Source organism: Hyphomicrobiaceae bacterium (genome assembly GCA_041397645.1).
Taxonomy (GTDB): Bacteria; Pseudomonadota; Alphaproteobacteria; order Rhizobiales; family Hyphomicrobiaceae; genus Hyphomicrobium_B.
In genome coordinates this window covers 440,703-460,287 of record JAWKWE010000005.1, presented here as the reverse complement: position 1 = coordinate 460,287, position 19,585 = coordinate 440,703, and the positions used below count along the sequence as shown (strand labels likewise).

At 67.9% G+C, this 19,585-nt stretch carries 26 protein-coding genes; 9 read left to right on the top strand and 17 right to left on the bottom strand.

Translation table 11 applies throughout. The features are described from left to right. The 9 genes from R3D51_16030 to R3D51_15990 form a co-directional block, all read left to right on the top strand. Positions 1–301 (top strand): hypothetical protein (locus R3D51_16030; GenBank protein MEZ5900992.1); only part of this gene is annotated, 301 nt, incomplete at its 5' end. After that, positions 298–513: a cbb3-type cytochrome oxidase assembly protein CcoS gene (ccoS, locus tag R3D51_16025; GenBank protein ID MEZ5900991.1), complete on the top strand. Its 216-nt coding sequence runs from the start codon at positions 298–300 to the stop codon at positions 511–513. The genes R3D51_16030 and ccoS, both read left to right, overlap by 4 nt. Continuing rightward, positions 461–694, top strand: coding sequence for a hexameric tyrosine-coordinated heme protein (locus R3D51_16020; protein ID MEZ5900990.1), 234 nt, complete (start codon positions 461–463; stop codon positions 692–694). Before ccoS ends, R3D51_16020 begins: the two co-directional genes overlap by 53 nt. Then, entirely contained in the window at positions 691–972 is a 282-nt protein-coding gene (locus R3D51_16015; GenBank protein ID MEZ5900989.1) for a DUF6522 family protein, read from the top strand. Before R3D51_16020 ends, R3D51_16015 begins: the two co-directional genes overlap by 4 nt. 94 nt (positions 973–1,066) lie before the next feature. Continuing rightward, complete coding sequence (locus R3D51_16010) at positions 1,067–1,687, top strand: MarR family winged helix-turn-helix transcriptional regulator (protein MEZ5900988.1); 621 nt, start codon at positions 1,067–1,069, stop codon at positions 1,685–1,687. Between the two features lie 88 nt (positions 1,688–1,775). Next, positions 1,776–2,021: a thioredoxin gene (locus R3D51_16005; protein MEZ5900987.1), complete on the top strand. Its 246-nt coding sequence runs from the start codon at positions 1,776–1,778 to the stop codon at positions 2,019–2,021. After that, a complete protein-coding gene (locus tag R3D51_16000; GenBank protein ID MEZ5900986.1) occupies positions 2,018–2,764 on the top strand; it encodes a hypothetical protein in 747 nt (248 codons plus the stop codon). Before R3D51_16005 ends, R3D51_16000 begins: the two co-directional genes overlap by 4 nt. 55 nt (positions 2,765–2,819) lie before the next feature. Further along, entirely contained in the window at positions 2,820–3,290 is a 471-nt protein-coding gene (locus tag R3D51_15995; protein MEZ5900985.1) for a TlpA family protein disulfide reductase, read from the top strand. After that, on the top strand, positions 3,283–3,975 hold the full coding sequence (locus R3D51_15990) for an MOSC domain-containing protein (GenBank protein ID MEZ5900984.1): 693 nt from the start codon (positions 3,283–3,285) through the stop codon (positions 3,973–3,975). The genes R3D51_15995 and R3D51_15990 overlap by 8 nt, the downstream gene beginning before the upstream one ends. A gap of 434 nt (positions 3,976–4,409) precedes the next feature. On the opposite strand, the gene R3D51_15985 is transcribed toward R3D51_15990, so the two are convergent. From R3D51_15985 to R3D51_15905, 17 genes are all read right to left on the bottom strand, one after another. Beyond that, positions 4,410–4,667: a hypothetical protein gene (locus R3D51_15985; GenBank protein MEZ5900983.1), complete on the bottom strand. Its 258-nt coding sequence runs from the start codon at positions 4,665–4,667 to the stop codon at positions 4,410–4,412. Further along, positions 4,664–5,338: a D-Ala-D-Ala carboxypeptidase family metallohydrolase gene (locus R3D51_15980; GenBank protein ID MEZ5900982.1), complete on the bottom strand. Its 675-nt coding sequence runs from the start codon at positions 5,336–5,338 to the stop codon at positions 4,664–4,666. Before R3D51_15980 ends, R3D51_15985 begins: the two co-directional genes overlap by 4 nt. Before the next feature lie 73 nt (positions 5,339–5,411). Continuing rightward, the gene (locus R3D51_15975; GenBank protein MEZ5900981.1) at positions 5,412–5,699 is read right to left on the bottom strand and encodes a DUF6127 family protein; all 288 of its coding nucleotides are present in this window, start codon (positions 5,697–5,699) and stop codon (positions 5,412–5,414) included. 19 nt (positions 5,700–5,718) lie between these two features. Continuing rightward, the gene (locus R3D51_15970; GenBank protein MEZ5900980.1) at positions 5,719–6,795 is read right to left on the bottom strand and encodes a DUF2793 domain-containing protein; all 1,077 of its coding nucleotides are present in this window, start codon (positions 6,793–6,795) and stop codon (positions 5,719–5,721) included. Between the two features lie 9 nt (positions 6,796–6,804). Beyond that, positions 6,805–10,770, bottom strand: coding sequence for a glycoside hydrolase TIM-barrel-like domain-containing protein (locus R3D51_15965; protein MEZ5900979.1), 3,966 nt, complete (start codon positions 10,768–10,770; stop codon positions 6,805–6,807). 9 nt (positions 10,771–10,779) lie between these two features. Next, positions 10,780–11,214: an NlpC/P60 family protein gene (locus R3D51_15960; protein ID MEZ5900978.1), complete on the bottom strand. Its 435-nt coding sequence runs from the start codon at positions 11,212–11,214 to the stop codon at positions 10,780–10,782. Beyond that, positions 11,211–12,095 (bottom strand): DUF2163 domain-containing protein, encoded by an 885-nt coding sequence (locus R3D51_15955; GenBank protein ID MEZ5900977.1) that lies wholly within the window; start codon positions 12,093–12,095, stop codon positions 11,211–11,213. The genes R3D51_15960 and R3D51_15955 overlap by 4 nt, the downstream gene beginning before the upstream one ends. After that, positions 12,092–12,718, bottom strand: a complete 627-nt coding sequence (locus R3D51_15950; protein MEZ5900976.1) for a DUF2460 domain-containing protein — start codon at positions 12,716–12,718, stop codon at positions 12,092–12,094. Before R3D51_15950 ends, R3D51_15955 begins: the two co-directional genes overlap by 4 nt. Continuing rightward, positions 12,718–15,132, bottom strand: coding sequence for a phage tail tape measure C-terminal domain-containing protein (locus R3D51_15945; GenBank protein ID MEZ5900975.1), 2,415 nt, complete (start codon positions 15,130–15,132; stop codon positions 12,718–12,720). The genes R3D51_15950 and R3D51_15945 overlap by 1 nt, the downstream gene beginning before the upstream one ends. Next, entirely contained in the window at positions 15,125–15,253 is a 129-nt protein-coding gene (locus R3D51_15940; GenBank protein ID MEZ5900974.1) for a hypothetical protein, read from the bottom strand. The genes R3D51_15945 and R3D51_15940 overlap by 8 nt, the downstream gene beginning before the upstream one ends. 98 nt (positions 15,254–15,351) lie before the next feature. Continuing rightward, positions 15,352–15,789 (bottom strand): hypothetical protein, encoded by a 438-nt coding sequence (locus R3D51_15935; GenBank protein ID MEZ5900973.1) that lies wholly within the window; start codon positions 15,787–15,789, stop codon positions 15,352–15,354. Next, positions 15,789–16,730, bottom strand: a complete 942-nt coding sequence (locus R3D51_15930; GenBank protein ID MEZ5900972.1) for a phage tail tube protein — start codon at positions 16,728–16,730, stop codon at positions 15,789–15,791. Before R3D51_15930 ends, R3D51_15935 begins: the two co-directional genes overlap by 1 nt. A 24-nt stretch (positions 16,731–16,754) precedes the next feature. Continuing rightward, positions 16,755–17,174, bottom strand: coding sequence for a hypothetical protein (locus R3D51_15925; GenBank protein ID MEZ5900971.1), 420 nt, complete (start codon positions 17,172–17,174; stop codon positions 16,755–16,757). A gap of 110 nt (positions 17,175–17,284) precedes the next feature. Beyond that, a complete protein-coding gene (locus R3D51_15920; GenBank protein MEZ5900970.1) occupies positions 17,285–18,241 on the bottom strand; it encodes a hypothetical protein in 957 nt (318 codons plus the stop codon). Positions 18,242–18,290: 49 nt separating this feature from the next. Next, positions 18,291–18,920 (bottom strand): DUF6441 family protein, encoded by a 630-nt coding sequence (locus tag R3D51_15915; GenBank protein ID MEZ5900969.1) that lies wholly within the window; start codon positions 18,918–18,920, stop codon positions 18,291–18,293. After that, positions 18,917–19,228, bottom strand: coding sequence for a hypothetical protein (locus tag R3D51_15910; GenBank protein MEZ5900968.1), 312 nt, complete (start codon positions 19,226–19,228; stop codon positions 18,917–18,919). Before R3D51_15910 ends, R3D51_15915 begins: the two co-directional genes overlap by 4 nt. Then, complete coding sequence (locus R3D51_15905) at positions 19,228–19,563, bottom strand: DUF2190 family protein (GenBank protein ID MEZ5900967.1); 336 nt, start codon at positions 19,561–19,563, stop codon at positions 19,228–19,230. The genes R3D51_15910 and R3D51_15905 overlap by 1 nt, the downstream gene beginning before the upstream one ends. Positions 19,564–19,585: the final 22 nt, after the last annotated feature.

Here is a 19,585-nt window from a genome sequence, read left to right as displayed (position 1 = left end):
ATGGGCGCTTTTGATCGTCGGCACCGCGGTCGGCGGGCTGTTTGCCGCCTTCGCCTTTGCGCTCAGCCTGTTTTCCGTGCCGATGCTGATGGCCGAGAGGCGCGACGCGCTGACCGCGATGGGGCTCAGCCTTTCGACCACGACACAGAACCTTGGCCCCTGCGTCGCCTGGGGGGCCATCGTCGCGGCCGGCATGGCGCTGTCGGCGGCCACCGGGCTTGTTGCGCTGATCTTCGTCTTTCCCGTGCTCGGTCACGGCACATGGCACGCCTGGTGCGCAATCGCGGAGAATAGCCCGTGACCGCGTTGCTGATCCTCATCCCGCTGTCGCTCGGCATGGGCTTGGTCGGGCTGGGCGCGTTTTTCTGGGCGATGCGTCACGGCCAGTTCGACGATCCCGACGGCAACGCCTGGCGCGTTATCGAAACGCTCAACCCACCTGAATCGGAAGGAAGAACAGATGACCGTATGGCTCCCCACCCTGAAGACCGCAACCCCTCAGGAGGGCTATGACCTGGCCGTCAAGATGGCGCGCGTCGCGGTCAAGTTGACCCAGCCCGATGCGGAAGTGCGCGACCGGTTGCGCCCGGATTATGCCGAGGATGCGGATGCGCTGATCGCCGTGAGCCAGGTCGTTGCGACGCATTTCGCCACCGTTGCGGCGGCCAACGACTACTGGAAGGGCGTGTCGTGACCGAGGTCGAGCGCAGCGGCGACGGTTTTGTCGTCACCGCCCGCGTGCTGGCCGAAGCCTTCGGACTGACCGAGGAGGGGGTTCGGGACAAGATGCGCAGTGGAACGATCACCTCGCGCAGCGAGACGGGCGTGGGCGATGATGAAGGCCGCTACCGGTTGACTTTTCACTACGAGGGGCGGGCTCTGCGCCTGGTTGTCGATGATCGGGGCACAGTTTTGAAGCGCGCGGCCTTTCCGATCCGGATTAGGCAAGCAGTTGTGCGCCCGGGCGCTTGAGCGGTGCAAGGGCCGAAAGCCGCCGTGCGCAGCATGAAAGTTTGCGCTTGCTTTTATTTAGGATTCCTAATAATAAGAGGCATGGAGGTTACCCATGCCCAACCAGACAGATCAGATCGTTTTCGGATTTGGCCGAATCGCGGCGCTCTTGCGCGCGGGACAATGGCAGGCGGGCTCTGGCGCAGCTCTCAACCCGGCGCAGGCTGAAATCCTGACGCGGATCGCGAACCGGCCGATGCGACCGGGCGATCTGGCAGCGCATCTGGGCGTTTCGCCCGCGAGCCTCAGTGACTCGGTCTCCTCCCTGATCAGCAAGGGCCTCGCCGCTCGGCAGCGTGACGCACAGGACGGGCGTGCGCGACTCGTCGTGGCGACCGAAGACGGCAAGGCGCTGGCCGAGACCCTGCCATCAGCCCCCGAGGACTTTCAGGCCGCACTCGACGCGCTGCCGGAATCGGAACGGGCCAGCCTGTTGCGCACGCTCGTTCACCTGATCCGTGCGCTGCAACAGGCCCGCGCGATCCCGGTCCAGCGGATGTGCGTAACCTGCCGCCACTTCCGCCCCCATGCCCATGCCGATGCGGCCCGCCCGCATCACTGCGCCTTCGTGGACGCCGCCTTCGGGGACGCCGACCTGCGCCTCGATTGTGGCGATCATGATGAGGTTCCGGAGGAGGAGGCCGCCGCCATCTGGCGACGCCTGACCGCCGCCTGAGCCAAAAGCCGGACGCCCCTCCCGCGGCAACGGGCGGGGCGCCCTTGATGTCCACCACCTCTGCAAAAAGACAGGAGACAGAATTACCATGACACAGAAAGCCACATTCTACCATGCCGGCTGCGCCGTCTGCCTTGACGTGGAACGACAGATCGCCGGGGCACTCGATCCCGCGCGTTACGCGGTCGAGATTGTCGATCTCGGCACGGACCGGTCGCGGATCGCCGAGGCCGAAGCGGCGGGCGTCGCCTCGGTGCCCGCGCTGGTGATCGCGGGAACCCCGCTGCACATCAACTTCGGCGCCTCGCTTGCCGATGTGAAGGGGACAGCATGATGCAGCGGTTCATCCTTGCAGCAGCCCTGGCCGCATTGCCTGGCATGGCCCTTGCCGACGGCGCCCATGACCACACGGGCGGCATCACCTCCGCCCCCGGCGGTGGCGTGCTCGCCCCTTTCGACATCGTGCACACGCGGATCGCGACCGAGGGCAATGTCGCCATCTTCCACATGGCCGTGTCCGGCATCGCGGGCGAGGCGCGGCCCACCCCCACCGGCGCGCTGGCCGGGTCAGAGGTCTTTGCCTATGTCTGGCCCACCAGCCTTGACGCCGGCACCGTGGGCTTCGACCCTGGCGCGGGCATCCTGGCGCTTGTCGCCACGTCGCATCCCGATTTCGACGACACGCCGCTCTTCGACGAAAACGGCGACGGCGACAGGGGCAATGACGGCGATGTCTGGCACAGCCATTGGGTCGTGCTCGGCCCGGACGAGGCCTGCGGGCCGGGCGCACTGAAGGTGATCGATATCCCCGAGGGCGCCACACCGCGCCTGCCCGCGACCTGGCCGGGCCTGCCTCTGCTGATCGACAGCCCCGGCTGGCAGCCGGTCCTGTCGGCCGAGACGGTCGAGATTGCCGTGCCCTTCGCCGATATCGGCACGGTCGAGGCGATGACCTTCGACGGGGTGACGGCCGGATTGCGGGTCAATGCCAACGTGCATGCGCCGCTACTCTGCGTCGTCGATGTCTTCGACGTGGCCTCGGGCAACCTGAGCCTGCCCGGGCGCGTGAATCAGTGATCCAGGGGGCGCGGCGGCCTCACCGGCCGTCGCGCCCGTCACGATGGAGCGGTAGATGACGGAAAACCCGAAGCTTGACGCGGCCGAATGGCTGAACAGCGACCGTCCCCTGACGCTTGGCGATTTCCGCGGCCGCGTGCTGGCGGTCGAAGTGTTCCAGATGCTCTGTCCGGGCTGCGCCCTGCATGGGCTGCCGCAAGCGCAGCGTATCGCCCAGACTTTCGATCCGGCCGAGGTCGCGGTGATCGGCCTGCACTCGGTGTTCGAGCACCATGCCGCCAACGCCCGCGCCACGCTCGAAGCCTTCCTGCACGAATGGCGCATCCGCTTTCCGGTCGCCATTGACGCACCCGGGACCGGGCCCCTGCCGCGCACGATGGAGGCATGGGGTCTGCAGGGAACGCCGAGCCTCGTGCTCTTCGACAGACAGGGCCGCATGCGCGCCCGACATTTCGGCCAGGTCGCCGATCTGGCCCTTGGCGCCGAGATCATGGCGCTGATGTCCGAGGTCGGGAATGATGGCTGAGTTCCGTGTTCTCGAACTCCGGGTAGGTCAGATCGCACCATTGGGCCCAACCAGTGCTCCCTCGGGGATCGACAAGCAGATCGTGTCGGGGTCGGTTATGGCCGACACCTTGGGATTGGCAGGCGACGCTCAGGGCGATCCGCAACGCCATGGCGGGCCTGACAAGGCGCTGCATGCCTATCCCGTAAGCCACTACAAGCTCTGGAAACAGGAACTCCCGGAGATCGCTTCGCGCCTGCGCCCTGGCGGCTTCGGCGAGAATCTGGTGGTGAGGGGCGTGACAGAACAGGATGTCTGCCTGGGCGACCGCTGGCGCATTGGCGGCGCCCTCCTGGAGGTCAGTCAGTCGCGCCAACCCTGCTGGAAGCTCAATTTTCGTTTCGACGTCGCGGACATGGCCCGCCGGGTGCAGGATACCGGCCGCACCGGCTGGTATTTCCGGGTGCTGGAGCGGGGTTCGATGGAAGCGCGCATGACAGCAAAGCTTGCACTTCGGCCTCACCCCGATTGGCCGCTGACGCGCGTCGCGCGCCTCCTGTATCGCGACGTGCTCGATCTTGATGCCCTTGCAGCGCTTGCTGATCTGCCGGGTCTACCCGACGGCTGGAGGCGGCTGGCCAGGCGCCGGATCGAGACCGGTACCGTCGAGGATTGGGCCCGTCGCCTGGACCCCGCGTCGCTGTAAGCACTAACGAAATCGTCAAGCCTGACCCGGCCGTACCCGAGATCATCGCTGCGCTGACCGGAGGAATCTTCAACAACCCGGCGACGCTTCGGTCGGCAGCCGCAGTCTTTCAAGGCTTCGAAGCGATCAACTGCGCGGCTTTTTCGATCCATCCCCGTTTGTGCCCAGTTGTCGTGCCAGAGATCGAGCAAGAGCCCATCCCTTTGCGAGATTTCTGGACAGGGCGGCGACCTAATCGAAAACAGCAGTAGGTCAAGGATGTCGGGCGTTATCGTCCGCGACATGCCCACGCCTGCTCCCGCATCACGGCGTAGTCGCTTAGTATCATCGCAATCGCCGATCCCTGCGGCAGCAGGGCCAGCTCCTCGGCCGCCCGCGCCTCGAACTCCCTGCCATAATCGACCACGGGCGGGCATGTCGCGAGCCTGCCGTGCTCAGAACGAACCGTCGCGCAGCCGCTGAGCAAGCTCGTTACGATCGCGAGGGCGGCGAGCCGCCGCTTCCAGCATCCGGCGATGGACATCATTTGCCTTCTCCGTGGTCTCAAGGCGTTCGGCGAGGCGTCCCGCTCGTTCGCCGGACCGCCGAAGCGACAGCAGGAACAGGAGCACGGCGAGGACGATGGCGCCGTAGCGCAGCGCCGCCCGCGTCCACGGGCTGGCGGCGAACCCGGTCAGAAGCGCGGCGATCACCGCCTCCCCCGCTTCCAGTCGTCGAGGCGGGCGTAGATCGTGACCACGATGCCCCCGAGCGCGACGACGATGAACACCCACCGCAGGGTATCGAGATAAGGCACCAGCGGCAGGATGGCGGTCTGGGTCTCGGCGAGGACGCTCTGCGCCACCTCGACACCCGCGACACCCAGCGTCGCCACGCCAGCCGCGCCGCCGCCCTTCATGGTGCGGCTTTCTGCCAGTACTTCGCGGGCGGGCGGCGTCTCGGCTGCGAATGCCGTCGCCCGGACCGGGAACCGCTCGCCCCACTGCCGCGCGGGCCCGAGATCGACATGCATGAAACCCGAGCGGGGGTAGAAGCCGAAGCCGAGGAACCCGACCTCGCGCGCCGCAGCCTCGAACGCCAACGGGTCATGGTTCGTCATGGCGATGTCGAAGGCGGCGCCGTCCATGTGCTTCGACCGGGTGGCGCCGCCGACCGCACGGTTGTGCTCGGGGCTGCGATAGCCGGAGCGGACGATGAGCGGCTTGCGCAGCCGGTCGCGCAGCGCCTGCAGCTTGTCGAGCGCAAGTTCGTTGATCAGCAGCTTGCCGGTACCGCGGCAGGCGATTTCGGCAGGGCTGAAATTCGGCCAGCGCCAGGTGCTCTCTGGCACGTCGCGCCAATGGCGGTGGAAGGTTGTGTTCATAAGGGTCCTCCGAAACGAAAAAACCCGCCTCGAGGGCGGGTGCTGTTGGGCTGATGATGGCAGATTGGAGCGGCTACGGGCCGCCGCCGAAGATCTTGAGCTTGATGGCGATGCCCGCGAGCAGCGCCAACATGACGCAAGTGGTGATCATGCGGACGGCGGTCTGCATCGCGGTGCGGCGCATCAGCCGAATGCAATCCACCAGGGAGCGCAGATCGCGGATGTCGAGCGCGGCCTCGTCGCCGTCGAGGCCGACATCGGCGAGTGCGCGCTTCGCGCCTTCCTCCGCCGCCCGGGTCAGGATCGCCTCGAACTCGGCGTCGGGCATGCGCACGAAGCCCTCGGATCGGGGTGGTGTCATCGGATCCTCCTTCCGCCGCTCAGCCGATCTTGCAGCCCCAAAAGGACGTGTGGTCGGCGGCGAAGTAGCCGTCCGCGACCCGGAAATACCCCTGCAGCTCGACGGTATCGCCCGCAGTCAGCGGGACTATCGTCTGCAGCCAGATCGCGGTGGCGAGCGAGACATGGGTAGCGGAGATTTCGCCGAGGGAGCCGCGAATTTCGGTCGTGCCGTTCAGCACGAGCCGCCCGCGCATGCGGGCCGTGGCGCTGGCGTTGATCTTGTAGAGCAGCGTCGCGCCAAAGAGGTAGGTGCCGTCGACCGGGGCCACGAAATGGTTGTTCGCGGCGTCGAAGGCACCCTGATCATTGTAGTCGGTGTTGTTCAGGCCGATCTTCGTCCAGGTTCCAACGCCGACATAGTTGTCGTAGTTGGTGTAAGCCTTGAACCGCGGAAGCCGGGGCTGGTCGACGATGCCGGTGGCGTTGTCGACGCTCAGCCCGTCGAAGAAGGTGCTGCCGTCGGCGGAGACCGCGAGGCGGAAGCGGTCGGAGCCGAAGAGCCCCACCAGCGCCTTGGTCACGAAACCGGTTTGCAGCGTCAGCCCGAGATCGTCGCCCGCCGCCTCTTTGTTCATGGTGTAGAACAGATCGCCGCTGCCGCCCTCGGCGACGCTCTTGGCGGTCCATAGCGCCGCGTTCAGCTTGGCCGAGAACGGGTTCGAAGCGTCCGCCGTCGTGCCGATCCCGAGCAGTGCCATGTTCTGTAGCGCCGCAGGCGTGGTCCCGACCCAGCCCGCGCCGTCGTAGACCAGCAGCAGGCCCTCATCCTCGACCCACGCCCGCCAGCCGGTGCGCGGCGGCAGGCGCAGCCAGGCCCCGTCGGTCCAGAGCGCGACGTTCAGGTCCCAGCCCGCCCAGTCGCCCGTCGCGCCGGAGCCGACGATGTAACGGTCGCCATCAGTGGGGCTGGCGGGCGGCGCGGTCAGATCACGGTCGAGCACCGAGAGTTGCACCAGCCCGTCGAGCAGCCTCAGCGCCTCGTTGAGGGTGACGTGCTTCTGGGCCTGCGCCGCCAGGATGTACGGCAGCAAGAGATGGGTCGTGGCGTCGGACATGAGATGGCCTCAGAACGTGAGCGTGACGGTCTTGGGCGCGCCCCGCCCCACGAGGGCGGAGAGCTGGGAGATGCGGATATCGAGCGTGTCGCCGGGGCCGAGCGGTGCGCCCCAATCGGCGCTCTGCTGGGCGGCGGTGTAGATGGCGCTGGTGGTGGTCGCGCTCAGCACCCGCTTCTCGGCGGCGCCGTCGAGGATCTCGACCTCGTAGGCTTCGAGTTCTTCCGCCAGCGGCACCTCCAGACCGCCCCAGCTGTCGGCCGTGAGCGACCGGGATCGTCGCGTCCAGCGGATCGTCAGGTCGCCGGGCGTGCGCGGCTTGCGCCACGGCTGCTCGACATGGGCGACCGAGAACGGCCGCAGCCCGACGCCCTCAGGCGTGAAGGCCTGCACCACATAGGTCTCGTCGCTGACCGGACGGCTCGCCGGGCCGATGCGCCAGTTCCACGGGAGGGCGAGATCGGCCTCCGCGATCGGCAGCGACGCGAGGCTGTCGTCCAGCACGACTACGCGGGCGCCAGCGGGCGCCGGGTAGCCCATCGCACCCTCGGTGCCGCGCTGGCCGCGCACGAGCCGGGTGAGCCGATACCGGCCGGGCGCCAGCAGCTCAGCCGCGCCCGCCTGGACGATCTCCCAGACGCCGGGCACGCTCTCGATGGCCAGCCCGTTGGCCCCGCCGAACAGCGTCAGGTCGGTGACGCTTTCCAGCGTGCCGGTCAGCAGATCGACCACAAGAGCATTGCCGAGATCGAAGCGCGAGGTCGGGCCCGCGTAGAGGTCCGAGACCAGCGCCCCAATCCGGGCGCGGCTGCCGAACGTGGTCAGCAAGTCGAACCCATCGGTCGAGGGGCTGCGGAAGACCGCCATCTCGCCGGGCCACGGAACCGCATGCGCCGCCGCGAAGGGCCGATGCGCGGGCTGATCCTCGGTCAGCTGCGGCAAGTTCATCAGCACCGCATCCGGCGCGCCGAACACCAGGGCCCGCGTCAGCGACGCCGCGCGGGGATCGCCGGGCGGCAGATCGTACGTCGCCCGGTCCTGGCGCACCGCCTCGATGCCGCGCGCGTCCCCATCGGCTATGGAGACGAGCCGCAGCGGGACGGCCCGGCCGTCATGCGCGAGCGTCACCACATCAGCCGGGTCGAGTGCCAGCCGCGAGGGCGGCAGGCGGAACACCGCGCTTTCCCGACCGGTCCAGGCTTCCATCAGCGCGCGGCGGCAGCGGCGCTCGGCCTCCTCAGGCGGCACGGCCATCGGGAAGGACTCGGAGGCAATCCGCGTCGTGTCCACGGTGATGCGCCGTGCCTCGACGAGAGCCGCGTCGTAATCCTCGTCGGCCCGCGCGACCTGCCATTTCAGCGCCTGCGGCAGTTCCGTCTCCTGGCCGCGCGACAGTTCCAGCACGTCGCCCTCGCGGGCCGCGACAAGGTCGTCGAGCGCGAGCGTGGCGACGGACGCCCGTCCGCGCATCACGAAGCGGATCACCCCCTCGGTCTCCACCGCGTCGAAGCCGAAGTGGCGAGACAACGTGGTGACGGAGGCGCGCGGGCTTTCCAGCGCGGTGATGGCGTAGCCCTCAACCGCGCCCCAGAGCCCGGTGACGTCGATCCGGGACTCGGGCAGCCCGGCGCGCAGGCAGAGGTGCCGGACGAGGGCCGCCAGCGACACCGCGCCAAGCCGCCCGGTCAGCCAGTGCCCCAGCCGCCAGTTCGCGCCATCGGTCCAGACGTCGGTCAGCGCGGGAAAGAACGGATAGGGCCGCGCGTCCCAGGTCCAGGCGGCGCATTCCGGGACATACACCATCCGGCCGCCGTAGACCGAGGACACCGGGTTGTTCGCCGGCGTGCACCACCAGAGATACGTCGCCTCGAGATAGGCCCGCTGGATGGCGTCGTCGCGCCAACCCCGCGAAAAGTGTGGCGTGAAGCTCTCGGACGACTTCGGATCGAAGAAGACGTTGGGCTGGTTCGTGCCACGGTCGATGGCCGGACAGCCGAGCTCGGTGAACCAGATCGGCTTGGACTGCGGCGCCCACGCCGTCGGCGTGCCGCTCTCCACCCCCCCCGGGCGGTCGTAATGCGCGTTCGACCACCAGGCACGCAGATCCTTGTAGCGGAACACCCACGGCTTTGCCGCCGCACCATCCGTGATCGCGGTCCGAACCTGCGTGGAGCGATCGGCCGCGCTGGCGTAGAACCAGTCGAAGCCTTCGCCGCCCGCGATGTTCGCCTGCAGGTAGGCTCGGTCGTAGATTGCGGGCCAGCCTTCGGCCGCATCCGCATGCTCGAAGCCATCCCGCCAGTCCGACAGCGGCATGTAGTTGTCGATTCCGACGAAATCGATCTCCGGGTCGGCCCAGAGCGGATCGAGGTGGAAGAACACGTCGCCGCTGCCGTCGCCCGGCTGGTGCCCGAAATACTCCGACCAGTCGGCGGCATAGCCGATCTTCGTCCCGGACCCGAGGATCGAGCGGACATCCGCGAGGAGGTCCCGATAGGCCTGCACCGCCGGATAGATGGACGCGCTCGAGCGGATCGTCGTCAGCCCCGGCATCTCAGTGCCGATCAGGAATGCATTGACCCCGCCCGCCGCCGCGCAGAGATGGGCGTAGTGCAGCACCATGCGCCGCAGACCCCAGTCGCCGGATGGTCCGGTCCAAGAAACCGTCTGACCCGAGACGCTGAAGCTCGCGGGCGTGGCCGCGCCGAACAGCGCCGCGACCTGGCTTGCGGCCGTGGCGGTCTTGTCCACGGTCCCGGCGAAACCGGCGGCGGGAGAACAGGTGATCCGGCCGCGCCAGGGGAACGCGGGCTGACCCGTCTCCGCGGCGCTGTCGGAATACGGGTTCGGCAGCGTGTTGCCGGGCGGCACGTCCATCAGGATGAAGGGATAGAAGGTGACGCGCAGTCCGCGCGCCGTCATCTCCTGGATGGCCTGAACCACCGCGAAGTCGGACGGCGTGCCGCCATAGACGGGGCGGTCCTCGTCGTCGCGGCTGACGAGGAAGGCACCGGCCCGGCTCACACCATTCACCGACCAGCTGGCGGGCGTGGTCGACTTGGCCGACACCTCGACACCCGGCCGCACCTTGCAGGAGCCGGCGCGCAGGTCGTCGCCGAACCAGGCCACCACGAGGCTCACGCTCTCGACCTCCGGGGCCGTAGCCTGCAGCCGGTCCAGCGCCTCCACCATGTCGGTGGAGTCTGCCAGCGCGTTCAGGTTCTCAGGGATCTGTGCGCCGCCGTCGGTCTTGCGGATGGCCTGCGTTGCATAGGTGAACTCGCCCGAGGCCGGGATCATGGTGACGGCTTGGGTCAGCCCCTCGGCCGTGTCGGGATCGGCGAGCGGCCGGAACACCTCGAAGGAAAGTTGCGGCAGGCGGTTGCCGTAGGTCGAGAGCGCCAGCTCCTCGAAGACCACATAGGCCGTGCCGCGGTAGGCCGGCGTGCTGGCCGCCCCCATCCTGGCCGCGATGAAAGGGTCCGCCGTCTGCGTCTCGTCGCCGGGATACCAGCGCCAGGTGACGCCGGAGAGGTCCATTGGTTTGCCGTCGGCCCAGATGCGGCCGATGCCGGTGATCGGGCCTTCGCACAAGGCCACCGCGAAGCTCGCATAGTAGAGATACTCGGTGGTCTTGACCTTGCCGCCCCCGCCGCCCTTGCCGCCACCTTGAGTAGTGGTCTTCGTTTCCTCGCGGAAATCCGTCGCCCAGATGATGTTGCCGCCCATCCGCATCCGGCCATAGAGCCGCGGGATCACCGCGCCCTCGGTGGCCGAGGTGATGCGCAGCGTGTCAAGCCGTGCACCCTCGATGCGTTGCGTAGGCGTCAGCGACGAGATGATCCAGCTGTCCACGACCGAGCCGATGGTCGAGCCGATGAAGCCGCCGATGGTCGCGGCGCTCACTCCGAGGATCGCGCCGCCGATCGAACCGCCAATGGCGGCGCCAGCGGCACCGAGAACGAGGGTGGCCATGTCGGGGTCTCAGCGTTGCGGGAACAGGAAGGCGAAGGCGATGCGCCGTCGCCAGGATTGCGTGAGCGGTTCCTCGATCACGCCGAGCCGCTCGTAAGCGTGGAGGAAGCTGTCGGGGCCGGTCAGAATCCCGACATGCTTGGCGATGGCGCGGGGCTTCATACGGAAGAGGACCAGCGCGCCGGGTCCGGCTTCACACGGGGCAATCTCAGTCATCATGCCCCGCGCGCCCTCGGCCAGCACCTCGCGCGGGCCGGTTTCGCCCCAGTCCCGACTGTAGGGCGGGATCGGGAACGGCTCGGGGCCGACGACCTCGCGCCAGACGCCCCGCGCCAGCCCGAGGCAATCGCAGCCGACACCGCGCAGGCTGGCCTGATCATGATACGGCGTTCCGAGCCAGGACCGCGCAATGGTGATGACGTGCTGGGGATCAGCGGCGTTCACAGCACCGACCCCTCGTGCCCGCCGTCCTTCGTGGCGTATCGCAGTACGGCATCCTGGCCCGGGATGTGCGGGAAACCCCGGAAGTTGACGGTATTGGCGAACTTCGCCCCGCAGGTCTCCATGCGCTTGTCGCAGCCCGCGCGGATGGTGAAGGCATCGCCCTCGGCGATGGACCGCACCGGCGCCTCGAGCAGGGTCAGGATCGCGACGCCGTCCGTCACGTCATGGCCCAGCACTTCCGCGCGACGCCCCGCATTCGCGTCGCTCGTCCATTCGATGGTGCCGAAGGTGAACCAGCCGGAAGCGAACCCGCCGAGCCCCGAGGCGGTGAAGGCCCTGTCGCGCAGGAGATCGATGACGGCGCCCGTGCCCTTGTAGGCGGAATCCTCCAGGTCGACGCCGCAGCGGGCGTCCCCGAGCGCGGCATCGCAGGTCGCCTGGAAGGTCCGCCCGACTGTCTGGCCCAGCACATGCGCGAGCGAGCGGACCTCCGCGACGAAGGCGAGCCGCCCACGCCGGATCTGGCCTATCGCCCCGCGCCGCATCAGCACGCGCTGGCCGGTGTTGGCCCAGTTCACACGCCAGACCTCCACCTCCGCGTTGTCCCAGCGCCCATCGAGGATGTCGGTCTCGGTGATGCGGTCCGAGGTCAGCACGCCCTCTGCGTCCTGCGCATCGACCGAGAGGTCCGAGCCCGAGCGCACCTCGGACGCGGTGAGCCCGCTCTCGGGCTCGAAGTCGGTCTCGTCGAAGCTCAGCGTCCGGTCGTGATCGGTGAAGCCGAAGGTGACGCCATCGGCGCGGGCGATCCGCCAGCACCAGGCGAGCGTCGTCGTGCCCTCGTCGAAATGGGCCTGCAGGGCGGGGTCGAGGGTCTTCATCGGCGCAGTTCCAGCAGCGGGATGGAGGTGATCGAGCCGAGCCGCTCGAGGTCGAGCGTCACGTCGAGCGCTTCGGTGTCGAAGCGCACTGGCACGTCGAACTCGAAGCCGGCGGTGATGGCGACGCCCGCAGCGGGCGCGGTGTCTAAGGTCACGACGCCAGTCGTCGTGTCGACGGACCAGCCGGAGGGCTGCTCGACGCCGGCCAGCGCGATGCGCACGGTTCCGGTCACTGGCTTGGCGATGGCGCGTGTCCAGGACTGCGCGCCCGAGGCGTAGCGCTTCACCAGCTGGAAGGCGGTTGTCGTGTCATCGCCGGTACCGATCACCTGATCGGTGGGCGACGGCGTGCCCGAAGGCAGGCAGGACTTGTGGTCGCCCCAATCCTTGAAGCGGAAGCCATGCAGGCGGCCGTTCCGCGCCTCGAAGAAGGCGACAACGGCGGCGAGATCGTCAGCGCGGCGGATGCCGTAGGCGACATCGTAGCGGCGGCGCGAGTTGGCCCAGCTGGCGTTGCGCTCCTCGTCGCCAGAGGCGAGCTCGACGATCTGCGTGCGCCGCTCCGGCCCGCCCCGCGCGCCGCGGCTGATATTGTCTGGGAAGCGGACCTCGTGGAACGCCATCACATACCCCTCCGCCCGAGTGACACGGCGCGGGCGATGTCGGCTGCGACCTGGGTGCGGGACTGCCGAAAGCTTTCGGCGTCTCGCGCCATGATGGTGACGTTGACCCCATCCGCGCCGTAGCTCTGCGCCTCGCGCCGCGACAGCACCCGCTCGCCGCGCTGCAGGATCGCGGGCACCTCGTCATGGCGTAGCCCCGCCATCCCGCCGGAATGCATTCGCGGCGCGGCAGCGAAAGCCATGGCGGGCACCATGCGCGAGGGCCCCGCGGCCCCGACGATCCCACCCGCATGCAGGATGTTGGCGAAAATCCCGCCCGCGCCGGAGAAGACGCCGGAGAGCGCATTGGCGATTGGCCCGAGGATGAACCGCCGCGCCGCGAGCTGGGCAAGATCGGCCAGCAGCGACGTGACGAGGTCGCGGAAGTTCAGCTTGCCGGTCCGTACGAACTGGCCCACCGCGTTCTCGGCCGACTGGAAAGCCCCGACGAGGCTCTGGCCGATGTCGCCGCCGATATCGCGCGCCCTGCTGGCGTAGTCGGACAGCGCCGCCGTGACCGCCCGCCAGCCGGTGACGGCAGCTTCGGTCGCGGGCTCTGCTGCCGCAGCAGCAGCCCCGGCCGCCGCGCCTGCACCTGTCGCTGCGCGACCTGCATCGCCAAGTGCGGTCTCCAGCCGCTCGGCAGCGCCAGTGGCCTCGGTCAGCGCATCGGCACTGGCCTCGTCGGTGCCGCGCACCGCGTCACGCAGAGCCTGCCAGCTTTCGAGGGGCGCACGGGCCCCCTCGGCCAGATCGCGCGCCGCGCCACGGTAGAGGTTGGCGGACTCGAGCGCCCTGTCCGCCGCCTCGGTCAGACCGAGATCGGGCGCGGAGAGCGGATTGTCCTCGAAGGCCCGATCGAAGGCCGCCTGAGCTGCCGTGGTTGCGGCAGTCGCCGCTCCCTCGAAGCGGTTCTCGATCTCGCCGAGGTCGAGGTCCGGAACCAGCGATATGCGCCGCTCCGACCCGAGCGCTTCGAGCCCCTGGTTGATGCCGCCGATAAAGCCGTTGATCCGCGAGACCACCCCGTTCAGCATCGCCTCGACGCCATCGACCAGGCTGTTGGCCGCCTGGAACGCGAGATCGCCGATGGCGGCGGGCAGCAGGCCCCAGATCGCCTTGATCGCCTCGTAGGCGCCTTCGAAGGTGTTCGCGGCCGTGTTGCCGAAGCCCACCACGCTCTCGATGGCGCTCTGCATGCCCGATGCGGCATCCGCCTTCAGGTCGAAGAACATCGCCGTGGCGGCGGCACCCGCCGCTGCGGCGCCCGTCTTGATGCGCTCCCAGACCTCGACTGCGAGGTCTTTCAGGAGGGACATGGCCTCGCCGAAGCCGCCCGCGCCGGAGACGAGCCGGGTGAACTGGTAGACGAGCTCGCCCGCGCCGACGATCAGCGCGCCGATGCCGGTGCGGATCAGCGCCCCGCGCAGGACAACGAGCGCCGTGGCGAGGCCCCGGACCGAGAGCGCCGCAGCCGCCATGCCGGCGACCCAACGTCCCGCGAGGAACGCCGCGAAGGTGGCGGCATAGGTGGTCAGGCGGCCGATGTTGTCCAAGAGACCGCGGATCGCGATGCCGAGCGGCCCGGTGCGGCTGGCCACCGCCGCCATGGCATCGGCGACGGCTTCCAGCGCAGGTGCCGCTGCGACCGCCAACTGGTTCGAGAGCCCGCGCCAGACCAACCCGAGCCGCGAGATGGCGTCGTTCGTCCGCTCGATCTGGTCGGCGTCCTGCTCGGAGACGACAACCCCGAAAGCGCGCACGTCCTCCGTCGCCTGGCGCAGCGTCGCGGTGTCGATCCGGCTCATCGCGATGGAGCCTTCCTCGCCGAAGAGCTGGCCCGCGACCGCCGCGCGCTCGGCGGCAGGCACGAAGCTCTCGATCGCCGCGTTGATCGCGCCCACGCGCTGGTCCAGCGGCAAGGCGATCAGCTCATTTGCTGAAAGCCCCAGCCGGTCGAGCGCGTCGGCAGCAGGGCCGGTCCCGGCGGCCGCCTGACTGAGACGGCGCGTCAGATCCTTGGTGGCCTGCTCGATGCCGGACATGGAGACGCCCGCCAGATCGCCCGCGCGCTCCAGCGTCTGGATCGAGGCGACGGTGGTGCCGAGCGACTGCGCCAGCTTCGCCTGCGCATCGACCGTCTGCAGGCTGGACCGGATCATCGCCACGCCAGCAGCGGCTGCGGCGGCCACGGCAGCGGCAGCCGCGACCCGCACCCGCCGCGAGAAGGCCGCGAGCCGGGCGTTCGCGGCTTCCATCTCCCGGCTCAGCCGTCCGAAGCCGCGCGACCCGGCCTCGCCCACGCCTTCCAGTTCGGCGCGTACCTGCCGACCACCGACCGCCGCAAGGCGGACGCTGACGCGTTTTTCAGCCATCGGGGCGTTCCATCTGTTCGTTGAGTTTGGCGACCATCACCGCCTCGATGACGGGCAGCAGTTCGGCCATGGCGAGCGGCGGCACGCAGAGGGCGTCACCGAGCGCCAGCGCCGCCGACATGTCCCAGCCGATCACCGCGCCGGGCAGGACACGCAGCTGGCCGCCGAGCCGACCGACCAGGTCCCAGACCTGCCAGCCTTCATGGGTGAGCGGCCGGTTCAGCCGCGCCGGGCAGTCCGGGCAGGCTTTCGCGCAGGCTTCGCAGTACCGGTCGCCCCCGCCGAAGGACCAGTCGGCGAGAGCGCGGAGGCGTTTTTTTCCTGCTCCAGCAGCAGGCCCTTCGAGACGTAGGTCAGCTGGAAGGCTTCGAAGATCGGCCAGACATCGAGCAGAGCGTCAATGGCCTCGGGGCCCGGGTCGATGGGGTTGCCGTCGGCGTCGCCGATGCCGTCCCAGGCGAGCACGGCCCGGCGCGCCAGCGCCTTGGCGAAGGCGACGGCGCGCTCCTCGTCCGAGGCCTCCTCCGGAACTGCCTCGACGGCGGGATCGCTGCGCGTCGCCACCATCAGGGCGGTCGTCAGCGGGCGCAGCTGCACTCGCACGCCGGGGGCGAGGTCATGCCAGCGGGGCGAGTTTGTCAGGTCGAGCGTCAGCATCAATACGTCTCCACATCGTTCACGAGGGTGGCGGTGCACATCCGGCCAACGACGCTGTCGCGGGCGGCCTGCCAGTCGAATGTCGCCTGCACGCCCTGCGGCCCGGAAATCTCGATCCGCGGGCGCGGCAGGTAGACGGCGTGCACCGTGAAGGTGAAGCTCTCGCCCGACGGCAGCCCGTAGGCGAATTCCATCTCGCAGGCCTCGCCGTTGATCGCCTGCGTCACCAGCGTCTGGTCGGCGAAGCGCACCTCGATCCGGCCGGTCAGCGCGGCGATGGACGGGTCCGCGCCGTCGATACGGCCGTCCGAGCGGATCGTCTCGATCCGGTCGAGGTTGTTGGCGTAGGTGATCTCGGCCGAGACCACATTGCCGAGCGCCGTCCCATTGCGCGTGATCGCCCCGTTGAAATGGCCGAAGCGCTTCAGCTCCAGCGCAGCGGGCGTTCCGGCGCCGCTCGTGGTCCCCACCGTCTCGCCCTGAGCTACCAGCCGCGCGGTGGCGGTCAGCAGGCCCGAGCGCTGCATCTGCCAGGTGATCTGGTCGAGCACGCAGCCGGAATACATCGCGTAGCGCGGCACCTCGGGCATGCCGGTCTCGATCGACATGCTGGGCAGCGTCCAGGACCCCGATTGGAACTCGTGGCTGTACGGGGCCTCGATGCCCGTGGTCGTGGGAGCGCCGAAGGCCGCCTTCAGCCAGAAGCCGAAGGCCTCGGCGTCGAGCGGCACCACGACATCGCCGTCGGCGGTCACCGCGTCCTTGATCGGTGCCAGCGGATCGCGGCCGTACCCCAAAAGCTCCGAGTTCAGCAGCGGCTGCTCCGCACCGAGCGACGTGCTGGCGAAGGGCATGCGGGTGAAGCCGCTGGCGGGCGGCGTTCCATAGGTCGTCTCGAACGCAAGCGCCATCAGCGCCCGCGCCCCTTGGGCTCGTGCCATGGTGTTCTCCTCGGATTGTCGGGGTCAGGCCAGCGGATCGGCCGTGGAATAGTGCAACACCACCGGGATCACGGCGGCCTTCAGGCTGGCCGCGCCCTCGACCAACAGATCGATGGGCCGTGGAGCTTCCGCCTCGACCCAATCGCAGAGGCCGCCCAGCGTTCGGTCGGCGGCTAGCGCCAAACCGATGCCGGCGGTCAGCGTGTCGAAGGCAGCGTCACGGTCGGCGCCTTGGACCACCGCCTCTATCTCGGCGCGGTGCTGGTAGTGATAGCGCAGGGGCGACAGCGTGACCTCGGGCGCACCCGGCTCGCCGTCGCGCAGGATCAGCAGGCCCTCGGACGGCACACGCTCAGGCAGCACTTCACCGCGCAGAGCGGTCGCGGGTAGCGACAAGAGCCGCGCGTGCAGCGCGGCGAGGATTGTTTCGCGACGGGTGGGCATATCATGCTCGAATTGGGCGAATGGAGCCCATTACTGACAGTCGGATTGGACGCAGCGAACGTGTCTATGTAAAATCACTTTACCAAAAGAGGACATTCAAGCTTACTCAATCAACCATAGGCGGCTTTCAGCGCGGCCAAGGTGTCTCGGAGGTGTTCAAGCAATTTGGTGAAGATCGATTCAAAGTCCTTCAGGTCTGCAATGCCGAGTTTCGCTGCGACGTCCTTGAGCTTGTCGTCGCCCATGTCGTGGTCTGCCCACAGACGCAAATCATAGAGCCAGAAGAATGGCGCGATGAGGTTCGTTGTGTCGCCGAGTACGTCCCGATAAGTCATCTCTAGCAGCTTGTTGCCCTTGAATCCGTCTTTGGGTGTAACGTTGTTCGATTTCAGGAATTTTCGAATCTGATCATTGTTGACGTTCTCGTTGATGATCTCGTTCAATTCGCTGACAAAGCGAATGAAGTCGTCCTCGGACTTGATAATGATGCGGCGGTAGCGTCTTACGGCTTCGATGCGGTCCTTAAACGCCTTCGGCTTGTAGAGCTCTATTCCGTTCTTGCGGGCGAAGGCGGTAGTCCATTCCTCCAAGGCATTGATGACTTGGATGCCCACAGGAGGCTCAGTGAACTGCGCGTTGATTTGAGCGTCAAAAAACTCAGACCTCATGTCGTTCTGAGCGGGAATGTTGTGCTCGCGCCAGTGGTGTTGCTCCGCGACAGGTAGCTCCTTCAAGTCTCCCAGCCATGCGATGACTGCACCCTTCGGGTTGATGCCGAAAGACATATAGCGTTCAGGCCAGTAAACGGTGCCATAGGTTTCGCTAGCGAATTCTACCGCGATTGTTGGGCTGTAAAGGTGCTTCACCAGCACCTCGTTGTCGAAGTAGACCGGTGTGAGGAAGCCTCCACCCAAGCCTTCCTTGGGATCGAATTCGAAGGCAATGCCGCCCATACCGTCTTCCCTGTAGAGATTCCTTGAAGTGCCGCCCTTATACGCAGCTTTCTGTGTCGAGCGAATACTGGTTTCCGCACTGCCACCCGGTTTCCAATCCGGAAAGGCGTTCAAGCTGCACTTGCAGTTGCAGCAAACGGCGGCTTTGTCGGCACGGCAGACATCAGATCCTGTCCTCCAACCAGTTCGCCACGATCAGATCCGGTACGCTGTCCAACACCCTGTCGGCATCCCTTACCAGGTCCAGCCGCTTCGGCAGCTTGACCTGCGGCACCAGCAGGAAGATCGGCGCGGTCACCTTGCCACGCCCGGTCTTCGAGCGCGACTCGACCGCCTGGCCCTTCGTGTTCAGCCGTCCCTCCGCCACCAGCAGGCTCGGGCCGGTGCGGCGATAGACGAAGCGCAGGCGCAGCCCGCGTCGTCGTTCCCATTCGCCGGGCGTAATCCGGCCGCCGCGCAGGGATTTGCCTGCGGCGGGCAGCGGGATGGCGAGCCAGAACCCATCCTTGGAACGGATCAGCGGGCCGGTATCATGTGCGCCGACGATGACCGGGGCCTGGGACCAGACGAGCGCGGCGGCGTCGAGGCTCTCGCCCGACTTAGGAAACGTCTGGCTGCGGATCGTGTTGGCGAGCCGTGCGCCGAGCCCTGCGCCGGTGACCTGCAAGCGCCACGCGGCCTTCAGCCCGGTCCCGGCCTCGCGCATGGCAGCGGTCACGGCGCGTTCGCCCGCCGCCACCTCGGCCTGCATCATCGCGACAATGTCGGGATCGATGTCGAGCTTCAGTTTCACGCGGGCCTCAGATCCACGGTCCAGACCAGCCGTTCACGGTCGCGGACAGGCTCGCCCTGTATGAGGAAGGCGTCGCCTTCGATCTCGATCCGGTCGCCGGGGCGCGGGTTCGCCGCCTCGGCAACGCGCAGGTCGATCCGTGTGGTCTCGGACCAGATCCTCGCATCGCCGAAGTCGGAGACAGCATCTGCGCGCCGGGCGACGACGCGCACCATAACGGGCGCGCCGCCCTCGGGCGTGTAGACCGCATCCCTGCCGATGTTCGGATCCGCGAAGAGCGCGCCAACGGCGGCGGCGAAGGCGCTCATCAGAACGCGCCGTTGAGCCGCACCCGGCCGATGGTATCTCCGGCCCCGCCCGCGACTGCCTCGGTAGCGACACCGATCAGCGTGTTCGAGGTGGCCACATTGGTGGTGCGCTTGTTGGTGTCGTCCCAATAGACCCTGGCACCCGCGGTCCAGGCCTGGGAGCCGATCTTGGTGATGTCGAAGACGCCGGTGAGCGCTGCCTCGACGGGCTCGGCGATGGCGGCGTCCCCTGCGGCGATGCCGAAGATGGAACCGACGAGCAGGCCATCGCCGGAGGCGACGGCATAGGGTGCGGTCAGCGTGATGGTGTTGCCGGGCTGGACGAAGTTTTTCATCAGGAGGATCCTCTTGGAATGA

Bases quoted from the DNA above. Each gene is read 5' to 3' on its own strand.
- R3D51_15945 (MEZ5900975.1), bottom strand. From the start codon at position 15,132: ATGGCTGAAAAACGCGTCAGCGTCCGCCTTGCGGCGGTCGGTGGTCGG.
- R3D51_15995 (MEZ5900985.1), top strand. From the start codon at position 2,820: ATGACGGAAAACCCGAAGCTTGACGCGGCCGAATGGCTGAACAGCGAC.
- R3D51_15950 (MEZ5900976.1), bottom strand. From the start codon at position 12,718: ATGGCGTTCCACGAGGTCCGCTTCCCAGACAATATCAGCCGCGGCGCG.
- R3D51_15955 (MEZ5900977.1), bottom strand. From the start codon at position 12,095: ATGAAGACCCTCGACCCCGCCCTGCAGGCCCATTTCGACGAGGGCACG.
- R3D51_15935 (MEZ5900973.1), bottom strand. From the start codon at position 15,789: ATGCTGACGCTCGACCTGACAAACTCGCCCCGCTGGCATGACCTCGCC.
- R3D51_15975 (MEZ5900981.1), bottom strand. From the start codon at position 5,699: ATGACACCACCCCGATCCGAGGGCTTCGTGCGCATGCCCGACGCCGAG.
- R3D51_15940 (MEZ5900974.1), bottom strand. From the start codon at position 15,253: ATGTCGGCGGCGCTGGCGCTCGGTGACGCCCTCTGCGTGCCGCCGCTC.
- R3D51_15930 (MEZ5900972.1), bottom strand. From the start codon at position 16,730: ATGGCACGAGCCCAAGGGGCGCGGGCGCTGATGGCGCTTGCGTTCGAG.
- R3D51_16000 (MEZ5900986.1), top strand. From the start codon at position 2,018: ATGATGCAGCGGTTCATCCTTGCAGCAGCCCTGGCCGCATTGCCTGGC.
- R3D51_15910 (MEZ5900968.1), bottom strand. From the start codon at position 19,228: ATGAGCGCCTTCGCCGCCGCCGTTGGCGCGCTCTTCGCGGATCCGAAC.
- R3D51_15925 (MEZ5900971.1), bottom strand. From the start codon at position 17,174: ATGCCCACCCGTCGCGAAACAATCCTCGCCGCGCTGCACGCGCGGCTC.
- R3D51_15970 (MEZ5900980.1), bottom strand. From the start codon at position 6,795: ATGTCCGACGCCACGACCCATCTCTTGCTGCCGTACATCCTGGCGGCG.
- R3D51_15905 (MEZ5900967.1), bottom strand. From the start codon at position 19,563: ATGAAAAACTTCGTCCAGCCCGGCAACACCATCACGCTGACCGCACCC.
- R3D51_16010 (MEZ5900988.1), top strand. From the start codon at position 1,067: ATGCCCAACCAGACAGATCAGATCGTTTTCGGATTTGGCCGAATCGCG.
- R3D51_15980 (MEZ5900982.1), bottom strand. From the start codon at position 5,338: ATGAACACAACCTTCCACCGCCATTGGCGCGACGTGCCAGAGAGCACC.
- R3D51_15990 (MEZ5900984.1), top strand. From the start codon at position 3,283: ATGGCTGAGTTCCGTGTTCTCGAACTCCGGGTAGGTCAGATCGCACCA.
- R3D51_16005 (MEZ5900987.1), top strand. From the start codon at position 1,776: ATGACACAGAAAGCCACATTCTACCATGCCGGCTGCGCCGTCTGCCTT.
- R3D51_15965 (MEZ5900979.1), bottom strand. From the start codon at position 10,770: ATGGCCACCCTCGTTCTCGGTGCCGCTGGCGCCGCCATTGGCGGTTCG.
- R3D51_16020 (MEZ5900990.1), top strand. From the start codon at position 461: ATGACCGTATGGCTCCCCACCCTGAAGACCGCAACCCCTCAGGAGGGC.